We start from the raw sequence: 20,417 nt of genomic DNA on the forward strand, positions 1-20,417 counted from the left end.
TCACGTGGAACGTGCGAACCAGCCCGGCGGGCTTGCGGGAGTCCACGGGGCGCAGGCCGCTCGCGGCCGTGAGCCCCGTGGGTTCAGATGTCGAGGAAGCGCACGTCGCGCGCGTTCTTCTGGATGAAGCTGCGACGCGACTCGACGTCCTCACCCATGAGGACGGCGAAGACCTCGTCGGACTTCGCGGCATCCTCGAGCGTCACCTGGAGCAGGGTGCGGGTCTTGACGTCCATCGTCGTCTCGCCGAGCTCGGCGTAGTTCATCTCGCCGAGACCCTTGTAGCGCTGGACGGGGTTGTCCTTGGGCAGGCGCCAGCCGTTGCCCTCACCGATCTGCTGCAGGCCGTCACGCTCGCGGTCGCTGTAGGCGAACTGGTGCGGCGCGTTGCTCCAGCGCAGTCGGTAGAGCGGCGGCTGAGCCAGGTAGACGTAGCCGGCTTCGATGAGCGGCCGCATGAAGCGGAAGAGCAGCGTCAGCAGCAGCGTGCGGATGTGCATGCCGTCGACGTCGGCATCGGCCATGAGCACGATCTTGTGGTAGCGCGCCCTGTTGATGTCGAAGTCCTCGCCGATGCCGGTGCCGAACGCCGAGATGAGCGCCTGGACCTCGTTGTTCGCGAGGATCTTGTCGATGCGCGCCTTCTCGACGTTGAGGATCTTGCCGCGGATCGGGAGGATCGCCTGGGTGTACGGGTTGCGGGCCTGCGTGGCCGAGCCGCCGGCGCTGTCACCCTCGACGATGAAGACCTCGGAGATGCTCGGGTCCTTGCTCTGGCAGTCCTTGAGCTTGCCAGGCAGGCCGCCCGACTCGAGCAGGCCCTTGCGGCGGGTGGCCTCCCGGGCCTTGCGGGCGGCCATTCGCGCGGCCGCGGCCTGGACCGACTTGCGGACGATGTCCTTGCCCTCGTTGGGATGCGCCTCGAGCCAGTGGCCGAACTCGTCGGTCATCGCGCGCTGGACGAAGCCCTTGACCTCGGAGTTGCCGAGCTTGGTCTTGGTCTGGCCCTCGAACTGCGGCTCGGCGAGCTTGACCGAGATGACCGCGGTGAGGCCCTCGCGGACGTCGTCGCCGGTGAGGTTCTCGTCCTTCTCCTTGAGGAGGTTCTGCCGGCGGGCGAAGTCGTTGATGAGCTTGGTCATCGCCGCCCGGAAGCCCTCCTCGTGGGTGCCGCCCTCGTGGGTGTTGATGGCGTTGGCGTAGGTGTGGACCGACTCGCTGTAGGCGTTGGTCCACTGCATCGCGAGCTCGAGGCTGAGCGATCGGGCCGAGTCCTCGACCTCGATGGAGATGACCTCGGGGTGCACCGGGTCGCTGCGCTTGCTGCTGTTGATGTGGTTGACGTAGTCGACGAGGCCGTCGTCGTAGCGGTAGCTGACCCGCTTGGCCGTGACCTTCTTCTTCTCGGCCGGGCCACCTGCGTCGGACGTCTCGTCCTGGGGGCCGTCGTCGTCGGTCTCCTCCACGACCTCGAGGTCCTCGCCGAGGTCGTCGAGGTCGACGTCCTGCCCGTCGGCTACGGGCTGCTCGACGCGCTCGTCGACGAGGTTGATGGTCAGGCCCTTGTTGAGGAAGGCCATCTGCTGCATGCGCGCGCGGATCGTCTCGAAGTCGTAGTCGACGGTCTCGAAGATGCCGGGGTTGGCCCAGAAGGTGATCGTCGTGCCGGTCTCGTCGGTGGCCTCCTGACGGTCCAGGGGACCATCGGGCACGCCGTCGGTGAAGCTCATCCGGAAGACGTGGCCCTTCTGGCGAACGGCGGCCTTGAGCCGGGTCGACAGGGCGTTGACCACCGAGCTGCCCACGCCGTGCAGGCCGCCGGACACCTTGTAGCCGCCGCCACCGAACTTGCCGCCGGCGTGGAGCTGCGTCAGCACGAGCTCGACGGCGCTGATCTTCTCGACCGGGTGGATGTCGGTGGGGATGCCGCGGCCGTTGTCCTTGACCCGCACGCCGCCGTCGGCGAGCAGGGTCACGTCGATGGTGTCCGCGTAGCCGGCCAACGACTCGTCCACCGCGTTGTCGACGATCTCGTAGACGAGGTGGTGCAGACCACGCGGCCCGGTCGACCCGATGTACATGCCGGGCCGTTTGCGGACGGCCTCGAGGCCCTCGAGGACGGTGATCGCGCTCGCGTCGTAGTCCACCCCGTTGGGGCGGGAGTCGACGGGTGTCGCAGGTGGGTCGACGAGGGAGGCGGGTCCGGTGGAACTGGGGGCGGTGCCGTTGGTGGTCGGCTCGTCGGCGTCGGACACGTCTCTCCTCGGTGGTCAGACCTCATGCGGGCGGCTCGACGTGGACGTCGAGCCGCAACCTCACCAGTCTAACGGTCCGGCGAGGCAAACCGTGCCCTGAGACGCGCCAGAGGGCCACTTTCCGGCCCCCGGACCCTCACTTCCGAGGGGGGACTCACGCCCCGACCCCTCAGCGGCCCTGTGATGCCTTCTCACGAGCCAGCCCCGTAAAGGCGTCGGAGCGGGCCCTGCCGGTCCATTCTCCTCCTGCGGCGAACGCCCGAAGCTGCTCGTCCACAGATGTTCACGCTAACTCCCACGAGGCTTTTGCCCGGGTATGCCGGGAGGCCGGGTCCCAGCGGAACCCGGCCTCCGGCATACGGCTTCGGAACGTCAGAGGATGCCGCGGGCCTGGAAGGCCGCCTTCGTCGTGGTGGCGTCGGCGGAGCCGTAGAGCGCGGCGGCCGTGTCGACCGTCTTCTGCGCGGCGGCCGCCCAGGTCGTCGACGGCGAGTAGCCGAACTGCGCCTCGAGGATGATCCGAGTCGCCTTGTCGCGACCGAACGCCTTGTTCAGGTCCCAGAGCGCGTGGCTCCAGATCTCGCCGTCGTCGTGCACCTCACCGGTGCGGTTGGCGACGGTCTTGGACGTGTCGAGCCGGCGGATGCAGTGCGGGGTGCCGGAGGTGTAGGAGGTCGAGTCCCAGTCCATGACACATGCCCAAGGGGTCGTCGCGGTGTCGGAGGAGTTGGCCTGCGACATCGTCGCGGCCATGTAGTCGCCGAAGCCCTCGCCGATCGCGCCGGCGTCGGAGCTGCTGCCGAAGCCGGGCACCTGGTCGTCGTGGATCGCGTGACCGTACTCGTGCCACACGACCTCCTGGTCCTCGCCGTCGTCCACGCCACCCGTGCCGACCGTGATGGTGTCCTGGCTGGGGGTGTACCAGGAGTTGTCCTGCGTCGTCGTGTTGATGCTGAGGTCCTGAGCCTCGTTGTTGACGTCGGTGAACCCGAGCGACTGGATGTACGTCTGGATCCGGTCGACGGCGTAGTAGCTGTTGACCTGCTCGAAGCGGGTGTCGCTGCGGGTGTAGCTGAACGTGTTGGTCGCCGAGAAGGCTGCCGCGTTCTTGCCCTTCTTGCTGTTGACGACCGTGGCGTAGGCACCGTGCAGGTAGCCGGAGCCGTCGAGGTTGGCGATGGTCACCGTCTTGTAGGCCGCCGCGGGCACCGCGGTGTCGGCGTTGTTGGCGTCGGTGAGCGACTCGTTCTGCTGGGCGACGACCGGGTTGGGGTCGAAGACCTTGCCGGTGCCGCTGGCGAGGACACGCTCGTCCGTGACCTTCGTGACCTTGCCGCTGCGGGCGTCGACGAGGACCACCTTGTCCCGGTCGGTCGTGACCTCCCACGCCAGCGTCGCGGCCGTGCCCGCGGCTCCGGGGACGACGACGAGGCGGCTGCCGCGGGCGTTGCCGTGGGCCTTCGCGGCGCTGGCCGCGGCGGTCCGCGCCAGGCCGGGCGTGGTCGAGGCGAGGCCGGTCACGGTGCGCCGGCCGTCGTCGACCGACGCTGTGGCACCCGTGGCGTGCAGGGCGTAGTAGCCGCCGAGCACCGGCACGCCGCGGTACGTCTGGGCGTACCACGTGTGCGAGCCGAGCAGGCTCTGCCGCACCGTGACGAGGCTGAGGTCGGCAGGCACCGAAGCTCCTGCGGCGGTGGGCAGGGGAGCGGCGGCCGAGCCCGTGGCGGCCGTGGACAGCAGGGCGCCGACCGCCGCGACGACGGCGGCAGAGGCGATGAGAGGCGTACGACGCATGTCGAACCTTTCGGAGGGTGGTGGTGTCGCTGGTGGCGACGACACAGGCAACCACCCGGAGCGCGCGACGTACGGCAAGGATTCGTAAAGAGTTCCCCTCGTTTCGGCAGGTGCAGCGGGACCGCGCTCGTCAGTCGTGGGCCAGGGTGCGCTCGAACAGGGAGTGGATCGCCTCGGGCAGATGTGGCTCCTCGACCGTGACGTTGCAGCCGACCTCGTCACAGACGACGGAGTAGGTGTAGGCGTCGGGGCGGGTGCGCTGCGGGGACGCCGCGATCCGCTGGAGTGTCGGCGCCGCGAGCAGGTGCCGCCAGTCCCTGGCGTCGCGCTCGGGCAGCTCGCCGAGGGCCATCTGCCGCTCGCGCACCTGGCCGGCGAAGCCCCCAGTGCGGCGCAGCAGCAGCCGCGCGTCGACACCCGGCACCTCACCGGTCGGCCGGTCATCGCCCGGAGCGGGCTCGCCCGGCGCCGGTTCGCCCGACTCCGTGCCCGGCTCGGTGCTCGCCCCGAGCACGCCGACCTGCTCCCAGGCCGAGCGCACCGCGGCCTGCTGCGCCGACCCCTCGCCGTGGAGAGTGCCGGCGGCCGCCACCGTGAGGTCGGCGAAGGTCGCGAAGTCGCAGTCGGCCTTGATGCCATCACCCGACACGACGGCATACCAGATGGCGCCGGCGTCCTCCCACGCGTTGCCTCCGACGGCGAGAGCCACGAGGACGAACGCGCGGTTAGGGATGCCGGAGTTGATGTGCACGCCGCCGTTGTCGTCATCGGTGTCGACGTAGGCGTCCATGTGGCCGGGCTGCGGGTCGGTGCCGAGGCGCGGGTCGTCGTAGGCGGTGCCGGGGTTGTGCATGTCGCGGAGGGCGCGGCCCTGGACCGACGGGTTGAGCACGTCGGCGCCGACGAGCCAGTCGGCCTGTTCGGCGGTCTGCGCGAGGCGTCGCTGCTTGACCAGGACTCCGAAGACGTCGGAGATCGACTCGTTGAGGGCCCCCGACTGGCCTTGGTAGAGGAGACCGGCCGTGTGCTCGGTGACGCCGTGGGCCAGCTCGTGGCCGATGACGTCGAGGCTCTTGGTGAACCGCTCGAAGATGACGCCGTCACCGTCGCCGAACACCATCTGGGAACCGTCCCAGAAGGCGTTGTCGTAGTTGCGGCCGTAGTGGACCGTCGCGAGCAGCGGCATGCCCTTGCCGTCGAGCGAGTCCCGGGAGTACGCCTCCGACCACAGCTCCCAGGTCGCGCCGAGTCCGTCGTACGCCTCGTTGACGGCCTCGTCTGCGGACGCGGGCTCGCCCTCGCGGCGCACCCTGGTGCCGGGAGTCGTCGTGGCGCCCTTGGCGTCGGAGATCGTGCGGTGTGGGCCGACCCCGTGCGTCTCGGGGATGTCGGCGCGCCGTGGGGCGCGTCGACCCGTCGGCCGGGCCGTCGGCGTACGACGCGACGCCCGGAGCTCGGCGTCGTGGCGCAACGCCTCACGCGCGTGCTCGACGAGGAGCGGCTCGTCGCTCGCAGCCATGGCCTCGAGCATGTAGGGAGGGACGATCGTGCACCGCGTCGGCTGGGATGTCGGCGAGGGTGTCGGCTGCTGCGTCGAGGTCATGACGACAGTCTGCGACGCAACACCGACAGGCGCCCGGCGACGCACCTGGGTGCACGGTGCCCCCTCGACTCGGCACCGCACGTACGGAACTGGCCACTCGACCTGACGACCTGTCGAGTGGTCACTTTCGTACGGACCCTTCCACCGTCGAGTGGCCAGTTCCGTACGTGCCGGCGGGGTCAGCCGTAGGTGTCGCGCGGGCCGCGCGAGTCGGGGGAGCGGCGCGCACCGCGGCTCCACGACGGTGCGCTCGGGCCGACGACCTTGAGCTCCTTGACCGCACCCGCGCCGATCTCCTCGTCGATCCGCGCGAGCAGTGACGACGACAGCAGACGCATCTGCGTGGCCCAGGCCGTCGAGTCGGCCCGCACGGTCAGCACGCCGTCGACGAACGTCAGCGGCTCGACGTGGCCCGCGATGTCCGGGCCGACGATCTCGGCCCACCGGCCCATGACCGAGCCGACCGCGACGTCGACCTTCCAGCCTCGGTCGATGAGCAGCCGGTCGAGCTGGTCGCCGAGCAGTGACGGGTCGCGGCCGTCGCGTGCCGACCCGGACAGCACCGCCGCGTCACCGATCGGTCGACGTCGCTTGCGCGGCTTCATCCCCGGGCGCAGCCCCTTGTCGGCCGCGGCCGCCCGGGCGCGAGCCAGGGCAGAGGCCGCGGCGTCCGCGATGCGGGTGGCCTCGTCGCTCGGCTCCGGCACTTCTTCGACCGGCGGTTCGTCACTCATCGCCCGACTCCACGCCAGACTCCACGCCCGATTCCACGCCAGACTCCACGTCAGACTCCACGTCAGGGTCCGTGTCCGGGGCCCTCCCAGCAGCCGCGGCGGACCCGCCGACGTCCACCTGGCCCAGCTGGACGGCATACGTCGTCCCGTTCTCGCGCAGCACATCGGGCACGTCGGCGCCCACGGCCGCGGTGATGAGCACCTGCTCGCAGTCGGCGATGAGCGCGGCGAGCCGGTCCCGGCGTCCGGAGTCGAGCTCGGCGAAGACGTCGTCGAGCACGAGCACGGGGTCGTCGCCGAGGTCTCGCCGCAGCAGCCGGTATGCCGCGAGCTTGAGTCCCAGCGCGAAGCTCCACGACTCGCCGTGGCTGGCATACCCCTTCGCGGGCAGCTCGCCCAGCGAGAGCACGAGGTCGTCACGGTGCGGGCCGACGAGCGAGATGCCGCGTTCGATCTCGGTGGAGCGCACCTGCTCGAGCGTCTCGAGCATGCCGCGGCGCAGCTCGTCGATCTCGGGCACCTCTCCGGCGGCGATCTGCTTGGCCAGGTCCTCGTGGAGTGAGCTCTTGTAGGTGGCGCGCGCGTTGGAGGCAGCCGCGCTCACCGCGTCGTAGCACTCGGACAGGTCAGGCACGAGGTCGCGCAGCAGCCGGAGGCGCGCGTAGACGAGCTGCGACCCGATGGTCGCGAGGTGGTCGTTCCACACGTCGAGGGTGTGCAGGGCCGACTCGCGCGCCTCGTCGAGCGGCTGGTCACCGGGGCGGGGCTGGCGGCGGGCGCCCTTGCGCAGTACGGGCGCCGCCGACTTCAGCAGGGCGTTGCGCTGCTTGACGACCTTGTCGTAGTCGGAGCGCACTCCGGACCAGCGCGGCTGGCGCTGCACCAGCAGGTCATCGAGGAAACGGCGTCTCTCGGACGGGTCTCCCTTGACGAGGGCGAGGTCCTCGGGCGCGAAGAGGACAGTGCGCAGCGTCCCCAGCACGTCGCGGGGCCGCGCCACCGGCGAGCGTCCGAGCCGGGCCCGGTTGGCCCGACCCGGCGTGATCTCGAGCTCCACCATCGTCTCGCGGTCGTCGCGTACGACGGCGCCGCGGACGATCGCCTGGGCCGCACCGAACCGCACGAGCGGCAGATCCGTCGCCACCCGGTGCGACCCCAGTGTCGCGAGGTAGCCGACCGCCTCGACGAGGTTGGTCTTGCCCTGGCCGTTGAGACCGACGAGCGTCGTGACACCCGGCGTCAGAGCGAGCTCGGCGCTCGGGTAGCTGCGGAAGTCCTTGAGGGTCAGGTGTCGGACGTGCAAGGAGGGTGCGGCGCTCTGCTCAGGCCTTCGTGGCGGTCTTCTTGGCGGTCTTCTTGGTGGTCTTCTTGGCGGCGGCGCGTTTCTGGCCCCGGGCCGAGTCGGCCATGTCGGTCGCCTTCGTCGCGGTCGCGCGGCCGGAGGAGACGGCCGTCTCGGCCGCGGCGACGTTGGCCTTCGAGGCCCTGGCCGACGCGCGCTTGCTCGCCTGCTTCGTCGCGGCGCGGCGCGAGGCCCCCTTCTTGGCAGCCACCTTCTTGGCCGCGGCCGCGGGCACGTCGCCCTGGCGCAGCTTCTCGCCCTCGGCGATCGTCATGACCTGGTGACCGCCGAACTGGCCGCGCAGGGCGGCAACGGCCTGCATCGTCGGCGAGCTCGACTGGCGGGAGGCGAACCGGGCGAAGAGCGAGGCCGAGATGACGGGCATCGGCACCGAGAGCGCGATGGCCTCCTCGACGGTCCAGCGCCCCTCGCCGGAGTCGTTGGTGTAGTCGGACACGTCGTCGAGGTGCGGGTTCTCCTCGAGCGCGTCGACCATGAGGTCGAGCAGCCAGGAGCGCACGACCGTGCCGCGGCTCCACGCCTTGAAGGCGCCCGGGACGTCAGTGACGATGTCCTTCTTCTCGAGCAGCTCGTACCCCTCGGCGTAAGCCGCCATGAGGCCGTACTCGATGCCGTTGTGGACCATCTTCGTGTAGTGACCAGCGCCGACCTTGCCGGCGTGGACGAAGCCCTCCTCGCGTGGGCCCTCGGGCCGCAGCGCGTCGAAGATCGGCATCGCCTTGTTGACCCACTTCTTGTCGCCACCGCACATGAGGCCGTAGCCGTTCTCGAGGCCCCAGATGCCGCCGCTGACGCCGCAGTCGACATAGCCGATCTTCTTCTCGCCGAGCAGCTTGGCGTTCTCGAAGTCGTCGGTGAAGCGGGAGTTGCCGCCATCGATGACGAGGTCACCCGGCTCGAGCAGCTCGGCGAGCTTCGCGACGGTCTCGCGGGTCGGGTCGCCGGCCGGAACCATGACCCAGACCACACGCGGGGCATCGAGCGCCTTGACGAGGGCCGGCAGGGTGCGCACGTCGGCCACGTCGGGGTTGCGGTCGTAACCGACCACCTCGTGGCCCGCGCGGCGCAAGCGCTCACGCATGTTGCCGCCCATCTTGCCGAGACCGATGAGACCAAGCTGCATGTCGCGAGCCTTTCTGCGGGGTGCGGGCTGAGCGGATCGTGGAGCGCGGTTCGAGGCTACGCCAGCGCGACCGCATCCGGCGGGACGCGGCTCAGGAGCGGACACCCGCCCCGGGCGTCAGCTGGCGAACCGCACCGGCATGAGGACGTAGCGGTAGCTGCTGTCGGGCGCGGAGTCGGCCTCGGCCTGACCGGTCAGCACCGCCGGCCTGCTGGGCTGCGTGAACGACAGCCGGCTCCACGCTGTGCCGACGGCGTGCAGGCCGTCGAGGAGGAACTGCGGGTTGAACGCGATCTGGATCTCGGGACCGTTGAGGGTGGCCTCGACCGCCTCGGAGGCCTGGGCGTCGTCGCCGGTGCCGGCCTCGATGGCGACCTGGCCGTCGGTGAACTTGAGCAGCACCGGGGTGTTGCGCTCGGCGACGAGGGCCACACGCTTGACGGCCTCCTCGAGGGCCGCGGTCTCGATGACGGCCTCGGTGTCGACGGACGTCGGGAAGATCGAGGTGACCTTGGGGTACTCGCCGTCGAGCAGGCGCGTCGTGGCGCGACGCTGCCCGGCCTCGAAACCGATGAGGCCGTCGCCGCCTTGGCCCAGCGCGAGCTCGACCGAGCCGGACGCGCCCAGGGCGCGTGCCGTGTCGGAGAGCTGACGGGCCGGGATGAGTGCGACGTGGCTCGCGTCGGGGACGGCGGGACTCCAGTTGAGCTCACGCATCGCGAGGCGGTAACGGTCGGTGGCGAGGAGCGTGACCTTGTCGCCGTCGATCTCCATCCGCACGCCCGTGAGGATCGGGAGCGTGTCGCCCTTGTCGGCCGCAACCGACACCTGGGCGACGGCCTGGGTGAAGACGTCGCCGGCGATGGTGCCGCTCGTCTCGGGGGAGGCGGGCAGCGTGGGGTAGTCGGCGACCGGCATCTCGCGCAGCGCAAAGCGCGACGATCCGCACGCGACGTTGACCTTGGAGCCGTCGGTGCTGACGTCGATCGGCTTGTTGGGCAGGTTGCGCGAGATGTCGGCGAGGAGACGACCGAGGACGAGGACCTGGCCTGCTTCGGCGACGTCGGCCGGGACCGTGATCCGTGCGGACACCTCGTAGTCGAACGCCGAGAGGGTCAACGTGCCGTCCTCGCTCGCGTCGACGAGCACGCCGGCGAGCACGGGAACCGGCGGGCGTGCCGGGAGGCCACGGGCCACCCAGGTCACGGCCTCGGCCAGGACGTCTCGCTCAACCCGAAACTTCACGGTGCACTCACTTCGAGGGGAAGGACTATTGGGGCTCAGACACTAGTGCCTGCCGGTGTCGGGCACCACAGACACTCCCTAGGGCGCGCTGTCTGGTGCGCACTGGTCCGCTGTCCGTGGGCCCGGCCGGTCGCGGTCGGGCCTGACACCCGTTGTCGGGGCATCTCCCTTGATGGAGGGTCTCGTCATAGTCATAGGTGCTGTGGATGCTGTGGACAACCGCGATCCGGGCTGGTCAGGACCTGAACGGGGATGTGGATGACGTGTGGGGCGGCTTCCGGCTCGCCCGGGTGCGGGTGTGGACGACGAACCGGCGTGCACAAGCCGCTCACAGCCGAGCCGGACGTTGTCCGCAGGTTCGAGGTCGCCGTCCACACCTGTCCACAGACCGATGTGGAGGAGACGAATCCATATGTCCGGTTCGCCCTGGTTGGTGACTAGTCACCTGTGCATGGAGATGCCCTCCGCTTCCACAGAGTTGTCCACAGCCGGTGGACAACTCTGTGGCGACCGGGTCGTGCAGCCTCCGCCGGCCTCGGGTCACGGGGAGGTCACGCTGTGCACACAGCTGTGGACAACTCTGTGCACGGATGTGGACGTGTCCCGGGTGGCTCGCTCCAGAGGAGCCGCCCTCCGCCGTTGGTGGCTGTCACGCCATCCGGCGACCTGTGCGTCAGCGGGCAGGGGACGAGATGACGATCAGCCTGCTCGAAGCCGCCAGGAGGACCTCGAAGAGTGCGGCGCTGTCGGGCACGGGCCCCAGCTGCGAGAACACCTCGCTCGTCACGGCGCCCAGGAGCAGGGTCCAGGCGGTGATGCCCTGGGCCAGCATCACAGGGTCGAGGTCCGTGCCGGCGAACATGGCGTCGTCCAGCATCGGCCCCACGGCCGCCGAGGCGCGCGAGGCGTCGATCCCCGCATCGGCGGGGTCGGGGACACGTCCGGCAACCCGCGCATCCTCGACGAGTGCGATCAGGAGGGCGACGACCGCCGTCCCGACCTCCGTCGTGCGCTCGGCGGGGGCCTCGTAGTCGGGCACGGGCGAGCCGTAGAGCAGGGCGAAGTCGTGCGGGTGCTCGAGCGCCCAGGTCCGCAGGGCGTGCCCGAGCGCGGACCAGCGGCCGCCGAGGTCGTCCGGGGGGACGGCGTCGTGCGCGGTGCGCACGGCCTCGGCCAACGACGTGTACGAGTCGACGATGAGGCGGGTCAACAGCTCGTCGCGGCTCTCGACGTAGCGGTAGATCCCGGACGAGACCATGCCGAGATCGCGGGCGACCGCTCGCAGGCTCAGGGATGCGGCGCCCTCGGACGCCAGGTGCCGGCGCGCGACGCGGAGGATGTCGGCCTCGACGGCGATCCGGTGGCGGGCGCGCTTCCCGAGATCGGCCGCGGGCGTCTCGGAGGCCTCGTCTCCGCGGCGGCTCGTGTCCATGGGCCGAGCCTCCCACATCCCGCGAAGAAATGTGAGCAGCGCTCTTGATTTTCCTCACGTCGCCCGGCATCCTCTAAATGTGAGCGGTGCTCACCAATTCCACCGACCAAGGAGCAGCAACCATGACCCACCACCTCGTCCTCGGCGCCGGCGGCGTCGGCCGCACCACGACCGCGGCTCTCGTCGCGCTCGGCCACACCGTGACGCTCGCCTCGCGCTCAGGCCTGGTGGCCGAGCGCCCCTGGGAGGCCACTCGACCCGACGCCGTCGAGGTCGTCTCCGCCGACGCCGGAGACACCAGGCGGGTCACGGAGCTCGCTCGCGGCGCGACGAGCATCGTCAACGCCGTCAACCCGCCCAGCTACATGACCTGGGACACCGACTGGCCGCCCGTCGCGGCCGCCACCCTCGCGGCAGCAGAGGCGACCGGGGCCGGGCTCGTCATCATCGGAAACCTCTACGGCTACGGCCGGGTCCACCGTCCGATGCGCGAGGACGACCCCCTGCGTCCGAGCGGGCGGAAGGGCGCCCTGCGCGCCGACATGTGGACCGAGGCCCTGGCTCGGCACCTCGACGGACGGCTCCGCGTCACCGAGCTGCGCTCGAGCGACTACTTCGGGCCCGGCACGACGGCGCGCACGAGCTACCTCAACGACATCGTCATCGACTCACTGCTGGCGGGACGCACGCCGTTCCTGCCCGTCGGCCGCAGGAACGCCCCCCACTCGTGGACCTACGTGCCCGACGTCGGTGCCCTGGCCGCCCGGGTCGCCACGAGCGACGACGGCTGGGGCCGGGCCTGGCACGTGCCGACCGCTGCGCCCCGGACCTTCGACGAGGCTGCCTCCGACGTCGCCCGGGTGGCGGGCCTGACGTCCCGCCGGGTACGCGTGCTGCCCCGGGCGCTCGGCACCGCGGCCGGCGTCGTCGTGCCGTTCATGCGCGAGGTGCGCGAGACCCGGCACCAGTTCGAGGGTCCCTTCGTGCTCGACTCCTCGCTCACCGAGCAGACCTTCGGGCTCGCACCGACGCCCTGGGAGGACGCACTCGAGGCCACCGTCGCCGCGCGCCGCCGCTGACGGCATACGTCATCGGTATACGTCATCGGCCGCTCGGAGGGCCTCGGGCGGTTAGTGGGACTGCTGGCGGATGCGGTTCGTCAGCTCCGTGACCTGGTTGTAGATCGCACGGCGCTCACCCATGAGCTCACGGATCTTGCGGTCGGCGTGCATCACCGTCGTGTGGTCGCGGCCGCCGAAGTGCTGGCCGATCTTCGGCAGCGACAGGTCGGTCATCTCGCGACACAGGTACATCGCGATCTGGCGCGCCGTGACGAGCTGACGCGACCGCGACGAGCCGCAGAGGTCCTCGAGCGTCACCGCGTAGTACGCCGCGGTGACCGCCATGATGGTCGCGGCCGTCACCTGGTTCGGGGTCTCGTTGGGCAGCACGTCCTTGAGGACGATCTCGGCCAGCGGCAGGTCGATCGACTGGCGGTTGAGGTTGCTGAACGCGGTGACGCGGATCAGCGCCCCCTCGAGCTCCCGGATGTTCGTGCTGAAGTTCGTGGCGATGTACTCGAGGACGTCGTCCGGCACCTTCATCCGGTCCTGGATCGCCTTCTTGCGCAGGATGGCGATGCGGGTCTCGAGGTCAGGCGGCTGCACGTCGGTGAGCAGCCCTGACTCGAAGCGGGTGCGCATCCGGTCCTCGAAGCCCGACAGCTCACGCGGCGGCAGGTCACTCGTGATGACGATCTGCTTGTTCGCGTTGTGCAGCGTGTTGAAGGTGTGGAAGAACTCCTCCTGGGTCTGCAGCTTGCCCTGGAGGAACTGGATGTCGTCGATGAGCAGCACGTCGACGCTGCGGTAGCGGCTCTGGAACGCACTCGCCTTGTCGTCGCGGATGCTGTTGATGAAGTCGTTGGTGAACTCCTCGGAGTTCACGTAGCGCACCCGCACGTTCGGGAACATCGTTCGCGCGTAGTGGCCGATCGCATGGAGCAGGTGCGTCTTGCCCAGTCCCGACTCGCCGTAGACGAACAGCGGGTTGTACGCCTTGGCCGGGGCCTCCGCGACCGCGACGGCCGCCGCGTGCGCGAAGCGGTTGCTCGCACCGATGACGAAGGTGTCGAAGGTGTACTTCGGGTTGAGCCGGGTGTCGCCCGGCGAGCTCGGCTCGGGACGCTGCTGCAGGCGCAACGGCCCACTCTCACCGGCGCTCAGCGGGTCGGGGCCGAGCTCCATCCGGGTCTGGAAGTCGGGATAGCCGGCGCTGCGCGGCTCGTCGAGGTCGGCGCCGTTGAGCGCCGGAGCGCTCTCGGCGAGGTCACGCAGCGGGTTCGGCTGCGGCTGCATCCCTTGTCCAGTCAGCCCGGTCGACCCCGTGGGGGTCCCGTAGCCGCCGCGGCCGTTCTGGTGGCCGCCCTGCTGACCGCGTGAGCCGTCGTGGACCGAGGCCTGGCCACTCGGCTCGTCGGTGATCATCCCCAGATCGGTCTCGAGGCTCTCGTCGACCGAGACCGCCAGCTGCACGGGGTGGCCGAGTTGGTCGCCGAGCGCCGTGTGGATCTGCTCGCGGACCCGCTGCTCGAGGAAGTCCTTCGTGAACGTGTTGGGTGCGCGCACGAGGGCGGTCTGGTCGAGGACGCCCACGAGGCGGCACAGCCGGACGAAGGCGCGTTCCTGGTTGGACAGGCCGACCGAGTCGAGAGTGCCGAGCGTCTGCTGCCAGATCTGCGCGTAGTCGACGCCTGTCGGAGCCACCTGTTTCCCACCTGCCCCTGAATCTATGTGCCATGTGTCCGCTGCGGTTCCCGGTTCGGCGCGGGCCGCCTCGTGCGGACTCGGTTCCGCCGAGTCCGGACGGTCTGGGTTCGTCCGTGTCTGGTGAACGATGCCCTGTTGTCCACACGTTTGTCCACAGGCTGTGCATGGGGGGTCCAGGAAACGGGCAGAGTCGAAAACCTACAGCCGCAGACCCCGCGCTGACAATTGAGGCGTCCCGGATTTCGTCGATGCTCGGCGTGTCGGCTTGCATATGTGTCGCGAGGTCCGAGGATCGCAGGTTTGCGTCCCCTTCCGGCACGGGCTCCGCCGGTTTGACCCTCGTTCCGGGCCTCCCGTATCGTTGGCCGAGCGTGTCGGCGACCTCTTTCGCATGCCCATGGCACCGAGCGGCCCACCGGACCAGTCCGGAGAGCCCCGGAACTCCACGGGCTTGCCGATTGCGGTCGCAATGACCGACGCCCGCCCCACCACGGGTGCACACCGACGCCGTCCTCGGCCCGGACGGGCACTCGCAACCTACGGAGAATCCTCGTGAGCAAGCGCACCTTCCAGCCGAACAACCGTCGCCGCGCCAAGACGCACGGCTTCCGCCTGCGCATGCGCACCCGCGCCGGCCGCGCCATCCTCGCCGGCCGTCGTCGCAAGGGCCGCGCCGAGCTCTCGGCCTGAGCAGCCGGAGGCCTCGGCGTGCTGCCGGCACGTCACCGACTGCGTGAGCGGGCGGACTTCACCACGGCAGTACGCGGGCCCGGCGCCAGCAGAGCAGGCGGGCGACTCATCGTCGTGCATGCCAACCGGACCGATGCGCGTGCGGAGCTTCCGCCGCGCGTCGGTTTTGTTGTGTCCAAGGCCGTCGGCAACGCGGTCGTGCGCAACCGGACCAAGCGCCGGCTGCGCGCGAGCGTCGCGATCCGGTTGAGCGGCATACCAGCGGGTTTCGACCTCGTCGTGCGCGCCAACCCGGCTGCTGCGGTGGCCACCTGGGACGAGCTCGACTGCGCTGTCGCACGCCAGCTCGAGAAGGCGTGCGCGCGATGAGCGGCACGCTCAATCGAGTGCTCTCGGCGCCACTCGTGCTGGCCGTCCGGCTCTACCAGCGCCTCATCTCGCCGCTGCGACCGCCGACCTGCCGCTTCTACCCGAGCTGCTCGCAGTACGCCGTCACCTCGCTGACCCGATTCGGCCCGGTGCTCGGCACCTGGCTCACGCTTCGCCGGCTCGGACGCTGCCACCCGTGGAACCCGGGGGGCGTCGACCCCGTTCCGAAGACGTGGGCCGAGCGCAACGCCTGGAGTCCCGGGGACTTCCGGCCCGCGGATGAGACCGAGGTCGACCCGGCGCACACGCACCCGCATCCCACGACCTGACCCAGCGGCATATGGTTGCCGATCAGTGGTGAGCGGCCAGTCATCCCGAGAGATCCCGGCCGGCCGGCCCACCTGACGACAGAGGACACACGTTGATCGAGTTCTTCAACACCCTGCTTCTCCCGATCAAGCTCGGTGAAGCCTGGGTCATGTTTGCCTGGCACTGGCTCTTCGACAAGATGGGGCTGCCGACGGGCTGGGCCTGGGCGATGTCGATCGTCGGCCTCACGGTCATCGTTCGTGTTCTGCTCATCCCGCTCTTCGTGCGGCAGATCCACTCGTCACGGCGGATGCAGCTCATCCAGCCGGAGATGCAGAAGATCCAGAAGAAGTACAAGGGCAAGCGCGACCCTGAGGCCCAGAAGGCGCAGCAGGCGGAGATCATGGATCTCTACCGCCGCACGGGCACCAACCCGTTCAGCAGCTGCCTGCCGATCCTGATCCAGAGCCCGTTCTTCTTCGCCCTGTTCCAGCTGCTCAACAACCTCAAGGCGCAGGCCGAGGGCAAGCCCGGCCATGACGCGATCGGGCCGATCACCAACACCGTCGCGGCACAGATCGAGAGCTCGACGATCTTCGGCGCCAAGCTCTCGGACGCCTTCATCATGCAGGGCGCGACCTCACCGCTCAGCACGAAGATCCTCACGGCGATCCTCATCATCCTCATGTCGGCGACGACGTTCACGACGCAGTACCAGCTGATGCGCAAGAACATGCCGGCGTCGGCCCTGGACAACCCGTTCGCCAAGCAGCAGAAGGTGCTGCTCTACCTGATGCCGATCTTCTTCGCGATCTCCGGCATCAACTTCCCGATCGGTGTCCTGCTCTACTGGCTCACGACGAACCTCTGGACGATGGGCCAGCAGTTCTATGTCATCCGCAACATGCCTGCTCCGGGGTCCGAGGCCGAGGCGCGTCGCCGCGAGCGGCTCAAGAAGCGCGGCAAGGACATGGAGGAGCTGACGGTGCCCGGTCTCGGGTCCGACGACGAGGTCCCCGACGACGCCCCCAAGGCCGGGCAGCGGCAGCAGCCCAAGGGCAAGAAGCGCGCCAAGGCGCAGCCGCCCAAGAACCGTCGCTGACGGTTCTCCACATACTTGTCCACACTGCCTTTGGGCCTCTGACCTGCGGAGACGTACGTTATCCACAGACTGGCCCGGGTTCACGAAGGAGTATCCATGAGCGACACGCAGGCCACCGACGTCGAGACCCCCGCCGACGTGACGGAACCCCCCACCACCGAGAGCGCAGCCCCGGCGACTGAGGTCGCCGACGCGCCCGCGGCGCCGGTCGTCGAGGACGATCTCGGCCCGCAGTCGGGCGACTCGGAGATCGCGGAGGCCGAGGGCGCCGACGGTGCTGAGGGCGATGACGGTGCTGAGGGCGCCGACGGTGCAGCCCCCGCGTCCGACAAGTCGGACAAGAAGTCACGCGTCCGGCAGCTCGAGCGGGAGGGCGAGGTTGCGGCCGACTTCCTCGAGACCCTCCTCGACATCGCCGACCTCGACGGTGACATCGACGTCGACGTCGATGGTGACCGTGCCGCCATCGCGATCGTCGACTCCGACGAGGGCCGCGTGCCACGCCGGCTCGTCGGCACCGACGGCAAGGTCCTCGAGGCGCTCCAGGAGCTGACTCGTCTGGCCGTGCAGGCCGAGACCGGTGAGCGCAGCCGACTCATGCTCGACATCGCTGGTCACCGGGCGCAGCGGCGCTCCGCGCTCGTCGAGCTCGCCAAGGCGGCGATCGGCGAGGTCAAGAAGTCGGGCACGAAGCAGTCGCTCGAGGCGATGACCGCCTTCGAGCGCAAGGTCGTGCACGACGAGGTCGCTGCCGCCGGTCTGGTCTCCGAGTCCGAGGGCGTCGACCCCCACCGGCACGTCGTCATCCTTCCTGCGTGACCGCTCCTCGTTTCACGTGAAACGAGGCGGCGAGCCAGCAGTTCGCCGGCACACCCCGAGGAGTGAGCGCGTGGCCCACGATGCTCTGGAACCGGCCGCGCCACCGAAGGCCCCCCCGGCTGCTGCCACCGTCTTCGGTGAGCGACTCGAGCTGGCGGAGCAGTTCGTTGCCGTCCTCGCCGACACCGGCATCACGCACGGGCTGATCGGTCCCCGAGAAGCGCCGCGGCTCTGGGACCGACACGTGCTCAACTGCGCCGTCGTCCAGGAGGCGATCCCGGTCACGGAGGCCACCCAGCGCGTCATCGACGTCGGCTCAGGGGCGGGACTACCGGGTCTCGCCCTGGCCATCGCCCGCCCGGACCTCGAGCTCCACCTGGTCGAACCCCTCGCGCGCCGCACTGGTTGGTTGTCGGGGACGGTCGCTCAGCTGGGCCTCGCGAACGTCACCGTCCACACGGCGCGGGCCGAGGCCATGTGGGACGAGATCGACGCGCCGTGGGTCACGGCCCGCGCGGTGTCGCGCATCGTGCAGCTTGCCGAGTGGACGCTCCCACTTCTGACGGCCGGTGGCAGTCTGCTCGCGCTCAAGGGTTCTCGGGCGGCGGACGAGCTGGAGGAGGGCCGCGCGGCCCTGACTCGACTGGGAGTCGTCGATGCCGGCGTCGAGGCCTGCGGCACGGACCTGCTCGACGAGCCGACCCTCGTCCTGCGCGCCACCATCGGTGACGTCGTCGACCGGCGGCGCTTTCGTTCCCGACAGCCTTCGAGTGCCGGATCCGCCCGGCGAAGGGCGGATCGGCCACGTGGTGCACGACGCTCCGGCCCGGCGGCGGGCGACCGTCCGCACCATCAGCCATGATCGTGACCAGACCATTTCGATGGTCGCTCCGCGCGAAGGTCCACGCGGTTCGACCCTCAACCTCGGAGGTGCTGTCCCCGTGACGATGTCGACCAACCTGGGCTGGCCGAGCGAACCTGAGCCGGGCCCAGAGCATCGGCGTCTGGGCTGGCTCGCGCGCATGTTGGGTGTTTCACGTGAAACGAGCGGCGCGACCGCGATGGGCGGCGAGGACGGGCACCCGGTTGCCGACGACACCTCGCGCGTGGCAGCGGGTGAGGCCGAGGCAACGCCCGCCGGCCCGTCACCCGCCCAGGACGAAGGGGCCGCGAGCGAGGCCGCGCTCGTGGAGTCACCGACCGAGGCACCCGGGCCTACTGCGGATGCCGGGCTCGACCAGAGCCCCCCTCAACTGGAGGCCGAGGCCACCCCTGAGGGCGCTTCCGAAGGGGACCCCTCGCCCGCAGACGGCGGCACCGACACTCGCGCGGCAGCGGCGCAAGTCCCGGAGGACAGCACTTCGGCGGACCGGTCCGCGTCCTCGGGCGAGACGCCGCGGGTCTCGGAGCAGGGGGGTTCGGCGGCGGAGGCAGACCGGAAACCGCCTGTGGACAACGCGGTGGACGAGACGTCCGAATCCAGCGTTGTTGAACGGAGAATCGACTCGTCCGAGGCTGGGGACAACATTGTGGACGAGCACGCGCGCGACCGGTCAGCGCGCCTGGGCTCCGACGCTCTCCCCGAGGCGAGGCTTCACGCCGAGCACTCCGACAGGGCCGACCGCGACGCACTCGCCGCCGCCATCCCCACCCCGGGGGACGACACACCCTTGGCGCGCGAGCTCGCCGAGAACGCTCGTCGACGCATCCAGCTGACCGGACGTCGGTTCCCCAAGCCGGAGTCACCGCGGGTACTCACCGTCGCCAACCAGAAGGGCGGCGTCGGCAAGACGACGACCACGGTGAACGTCGCTGCGGCTCTCGCGCAGTCCGGCCTCAAGGCCCTGGTCATCGATCTCGATCCCCAGGGCAACGCGAGCACCGCCCTGGGCATCGACCACCACGCCGAGGTCCCCTCGATCTACGACGTGCTCGTCGACGGCACCAAGCTGCTTGACGTGATCCAGCCGTGCACGACGGTCGAGAACCTCTTCTGCGCCCCGGCCACCATCGATCTCGCCGGCGCGGAGATCGAGCTCGTGTCTCTCGTCGCCCGTGAGTCGCGGCTTGAGAAGGCGATCGCCGCCGCCGGCCAGCAGGGGCATGAGTTCGACTACATCCTCATCGACTGCCCGCCAAGCCTCGGCCTGCTGACCGTCAACGCCATGGTGGCGGCCAGCGAGGTGTTCATCCCGATCCAGTGCGAGTACTACGCCCTCGAGGGTCTCTCGCAGCTGCTCAAGAACATCGACCTGGTACGGGTACACCTCAACCCCTCGCTCCACGTCTCGACGATCCTGCTGACGATGTACGACGGGCGAACGCGCCTGTCGGCGCAGGTGGCGGACGAGGTCAGGGAGCACTTTCCCGAGCAGGTGCTTCGCACGACGGTCCCGAGGTCGGTCCGCGTGTCGGAGGCGCCGAGCTTCGGCGAGACGGTGATGACCTACGACCCCGCGAGCAGCGGTGCCCTCGCGTACCTCGAAGCAGCGGGTGAGATGGCCGACCGAGGTGCAGCTGGCCGCACCTGACCGGCCAGGACCCAGCGAGCGGGACCGTCACCACGAGAGGTGACGGTCCCGTTTCACGTGAAACAGGCAAGCCACCCGAGGTCGATGGACCCCCAGGGGAAAATGAGTGGGGTCTGTGGTGTGTCCAAGGAGCCTCGTGTCTCGCGGGCGACCGGGACTCGTCACCGTTTCACGTGAAACAGAACGTGACACCCCTCCTGTTTCACGTGAAACAGGAGGGAGCCATGCCGGCGAGACTCCTTCACCACCAAGGACATCCGGCTGTCGCTGCACGGGAGCT

Annotated in this window: 17 protein-coding genes; 8 read left to right on the plus strand and 9 right to left on the minus strand. The window is 69.8% G+C overall.

Features of this window, described 5'->3' with window-relative positions; translation table 11 throughout:
- Positions 1-83: 83 nt before the first annotated feature.
- The 8 genes from gyrB to H9I49_RS03265 form a co-directional block, all read right to left on the minus strand.
- Complete coding sequence (gene gyrB / locus H9I49_RS03230; RefSeq protein ID WP_188028863.1) at positions 84-2,255, minus strand: DNA topoisomerase (ATP-hydrolyzing) subunit B; 2,172 nt, start codon at positions 2,253-2,255, stop codon at positions 84-86.
- A gap of 372 nt (positions 2,256-2,627) precedes the next feature.
- On the minus strand, positions 2,628-4,049 hold the full coding sequence (locus tag H9I49_RS03235) for a M36 family metallopeptidase (RefSeq protein WP_188028864.1): 1,422 nt from the start codon (positions 4,047-4,049) through the stop codon (positions 2,628-2,630).
- A gap of 130 nt (positions 4,050-4,179) precedes the next feature.
- On the minus strand, positions 4,180-5,652 hold the full coding sequence (locus H9I49_RS03240; RefSeq protein ID WP_188028865.1) for a protealysin inhibitor emfourin: 1,473 nt from the start codon (positions 5,650-5,652) through the stop codon (positions 4,180-4,182).
- Between the two features lie 179 nt (positions 5,653-5,831).
- The gene (locus H9I49_RS03245) at positions 5,832-6,386 is read right to left on the minus strand and encodes a DUF721 domain-containing protein (protein ID WP_188028866.1); all 555 of its coding nucleotides are present in this window, start codon (positions 6,384-6,386) and stop codon (positions 5,832-5,834) included.
- The gene (recF, locus tag H9I49_RS03250; RefSeq protein ID WP_255523593.1) at positions 6,379-7,689 is read right to left on the minus strand and encodes a DNA replication/repair protein RecF; all 1,311 of its coding nucleotides are present in this window, start codon (positions 7,687-7,689) and stop codon (positions 6,379-6,381) included. The genes H9I49_RS03245 and recF overlap by 8 nt, the downstream gene beginning before the upstream one ends.
- A 19-nt stretch (positions 7,690-7,708) precedes the next feature.
- Positions 7,709-8,872, minus strand: coding sequence for a phosphogluconate dehydrogenase (NAD(+)-dependent, decarboxylating) (gnd, locus tag H9I49_RS03255; RefSeq protein WP_188028867.1), 1,164 nt, complete (start codon positions 8,870-8,872; stop codon positions 7,709-7,711).
- A gap of 117 nt (positions 8,873-8,989) precedes the next feature.
- Positions 8,990-10,117, minus strand: coding sequence for a DNA polymerase III subunit beta (gene dnaN / locus H9I49_RS03260; protein WP_188028868.1), 1,128 nt, complete (start codon positions 10,115-10,117; stop codon positions 8,990-8,992).
- A 673-nt stretch (positions 10,118-10,790) separates the two neighbouring features.
- Positions 10,791-11,549 carry a TetR/AcrR family transcriptional regulator gene (locus H9I49_RS03265; protein WP_188028869.1) on the minus strand — a complete coding sequence of 253 codons (759 nt, stop codon included), beginning with the start codon at positions 11,547-11,549 and terminating at the stop codon, positions 10,791-10,793.
- 122 nt (positions 11,550-11,671) lie between these two features.
- Between H9I49_RS03265 and H9I49_RS03270 the strand changes: the two genes are divergently transcribed.
- On the plus strand, positions 11,672-12,628 hold the full coding sequence (locus H9I49_RS03270) for an NAD-dependent epimerase/dehydratase family protein (RefSeq protein WP_188028870.1): 957 nt from the start codon (positions 11,672-11,674) through the stop codon (positions 12,626-12,628).
- A 51-nt stretch (positions 12,629-12,679) separates the two neighbouring features.
- Here H9I49_RS03270 and dnaA read toward each other — a convergent pair whose 3' ends face one another.
- Complete coding sequence (gene dnaA / locus H9I49_RS03275; RefSeq protein ID WP_188028871.1) at positions 12,680-14,314, minus strand: chromosomal replication initiator protein DnaA; 1,635 nt, start codon at positions 14,312-14,314, stop codon at positions 12,680-12,682.
- A gap of 555 nt (positions 14,315-14,869) precedes the next feature.
- Here dnaA and rpmH point away from each other — a divergent pair.
- The 7 genes from rpmH to H9I49_RS23360 all read left to right on the plus strand — a co-directional run bounded on the left by rpmH (position 14,870) and on the right by H9I49_RS23360 (position 20,137).
- A complete protein-coding gene (gene rpmH, locus H9I49_RS03280; RefSeq protein WP_028051105.1) occupies positions 14,870-15,007 on the plus strand; it encodes a 50S ribosomal protein L34 in 138 nt (45 codons plus the stop codon).
- Between the two features lie 18 nt (positions 15,008-15,025).
- Positions 15,026-15,376: a ribonuclease P protein component gene (rnpA, locus tag H9I49_RS03285; RefSeq protein ID WP_188028872.1), complete on the plus strand. Its 351-nt coding sequence runs from the start codon at positions 15,026-15,028 to the stop codon at positions 15,374-15,376.
- Positions 15,373-15,705: a membrane protein insertion efficiency factor YidD gene (gene yidD, locus H9I49_RS03290; protein ID WP_188028873.1), complete on the plus strand. Its 333-nt coding sequence runs from the start codon at positions 15,373-15,375 to the stop codon at positions 15,703-15,705. Before rnpA ends, yidD begins: the two co-directional genes overlap by 4 nt.
- A 92-nt stretch (positions 15,706-15,797) precedes the next feature.
- Complete coding sequence (gene yidC, locus H9I49_RS03295) at positions 15,798-16,787, plus strand: membrane protein insertase YidC (RefSeq protein WP_188028874.1); 990 nt, start codon at positions 15,798-15,800, stop codon at positions 16,785-16,787.
- A gap of 96 nt (positions 16,788-16,883) precedes the next feature.
- Entirely contained in the window at positions 16,884-17,606 is a 723-nt protein-coding gene (locus H9I49_RS03300; RefSeq protein WP_223128241.1) for a R3H domain-containing nucleic acid-binding protein, read from the plus strand.
- A gap of 70 nt (positions 17,607-17,676) precedes the next feature.
- Complete coding sequence (gene rsmG, locus H9I49_RS03305; protein ID WP_188028875.1) at positions 17,677-18,468, plus strand: 16S rRNA (guanine(527)-N(7))-methyltransferase RsmG; 792 nt, start codon at positions 17,677-17,679, stop codon at positions 18,466-18,468.
- 667 nt (positions 18,469-19,135) lie between these two features.
- Complete coding sequence (locus H9I49_RS23360; RefSeq protein ID WP_370587406.1) at positions 19,136-20,137, plus strand: ParA family protein; 1,002 nt, start codon at positions 19,136-19,138, stop codon at positions 20,135-20,137.
- Positions 20,138-20,417 lie beyond the last annotated feature (280 nt).

Origin of the sequence: Terrabacter sp. MAHUQ-38 (assembly GCF_014518425.1) — a bacterium.
Lineage (GTDB): Bacteria > Actinomycetota > Actinomycetes > Actinomycetales > Dermatophilaceae > Terrabacter.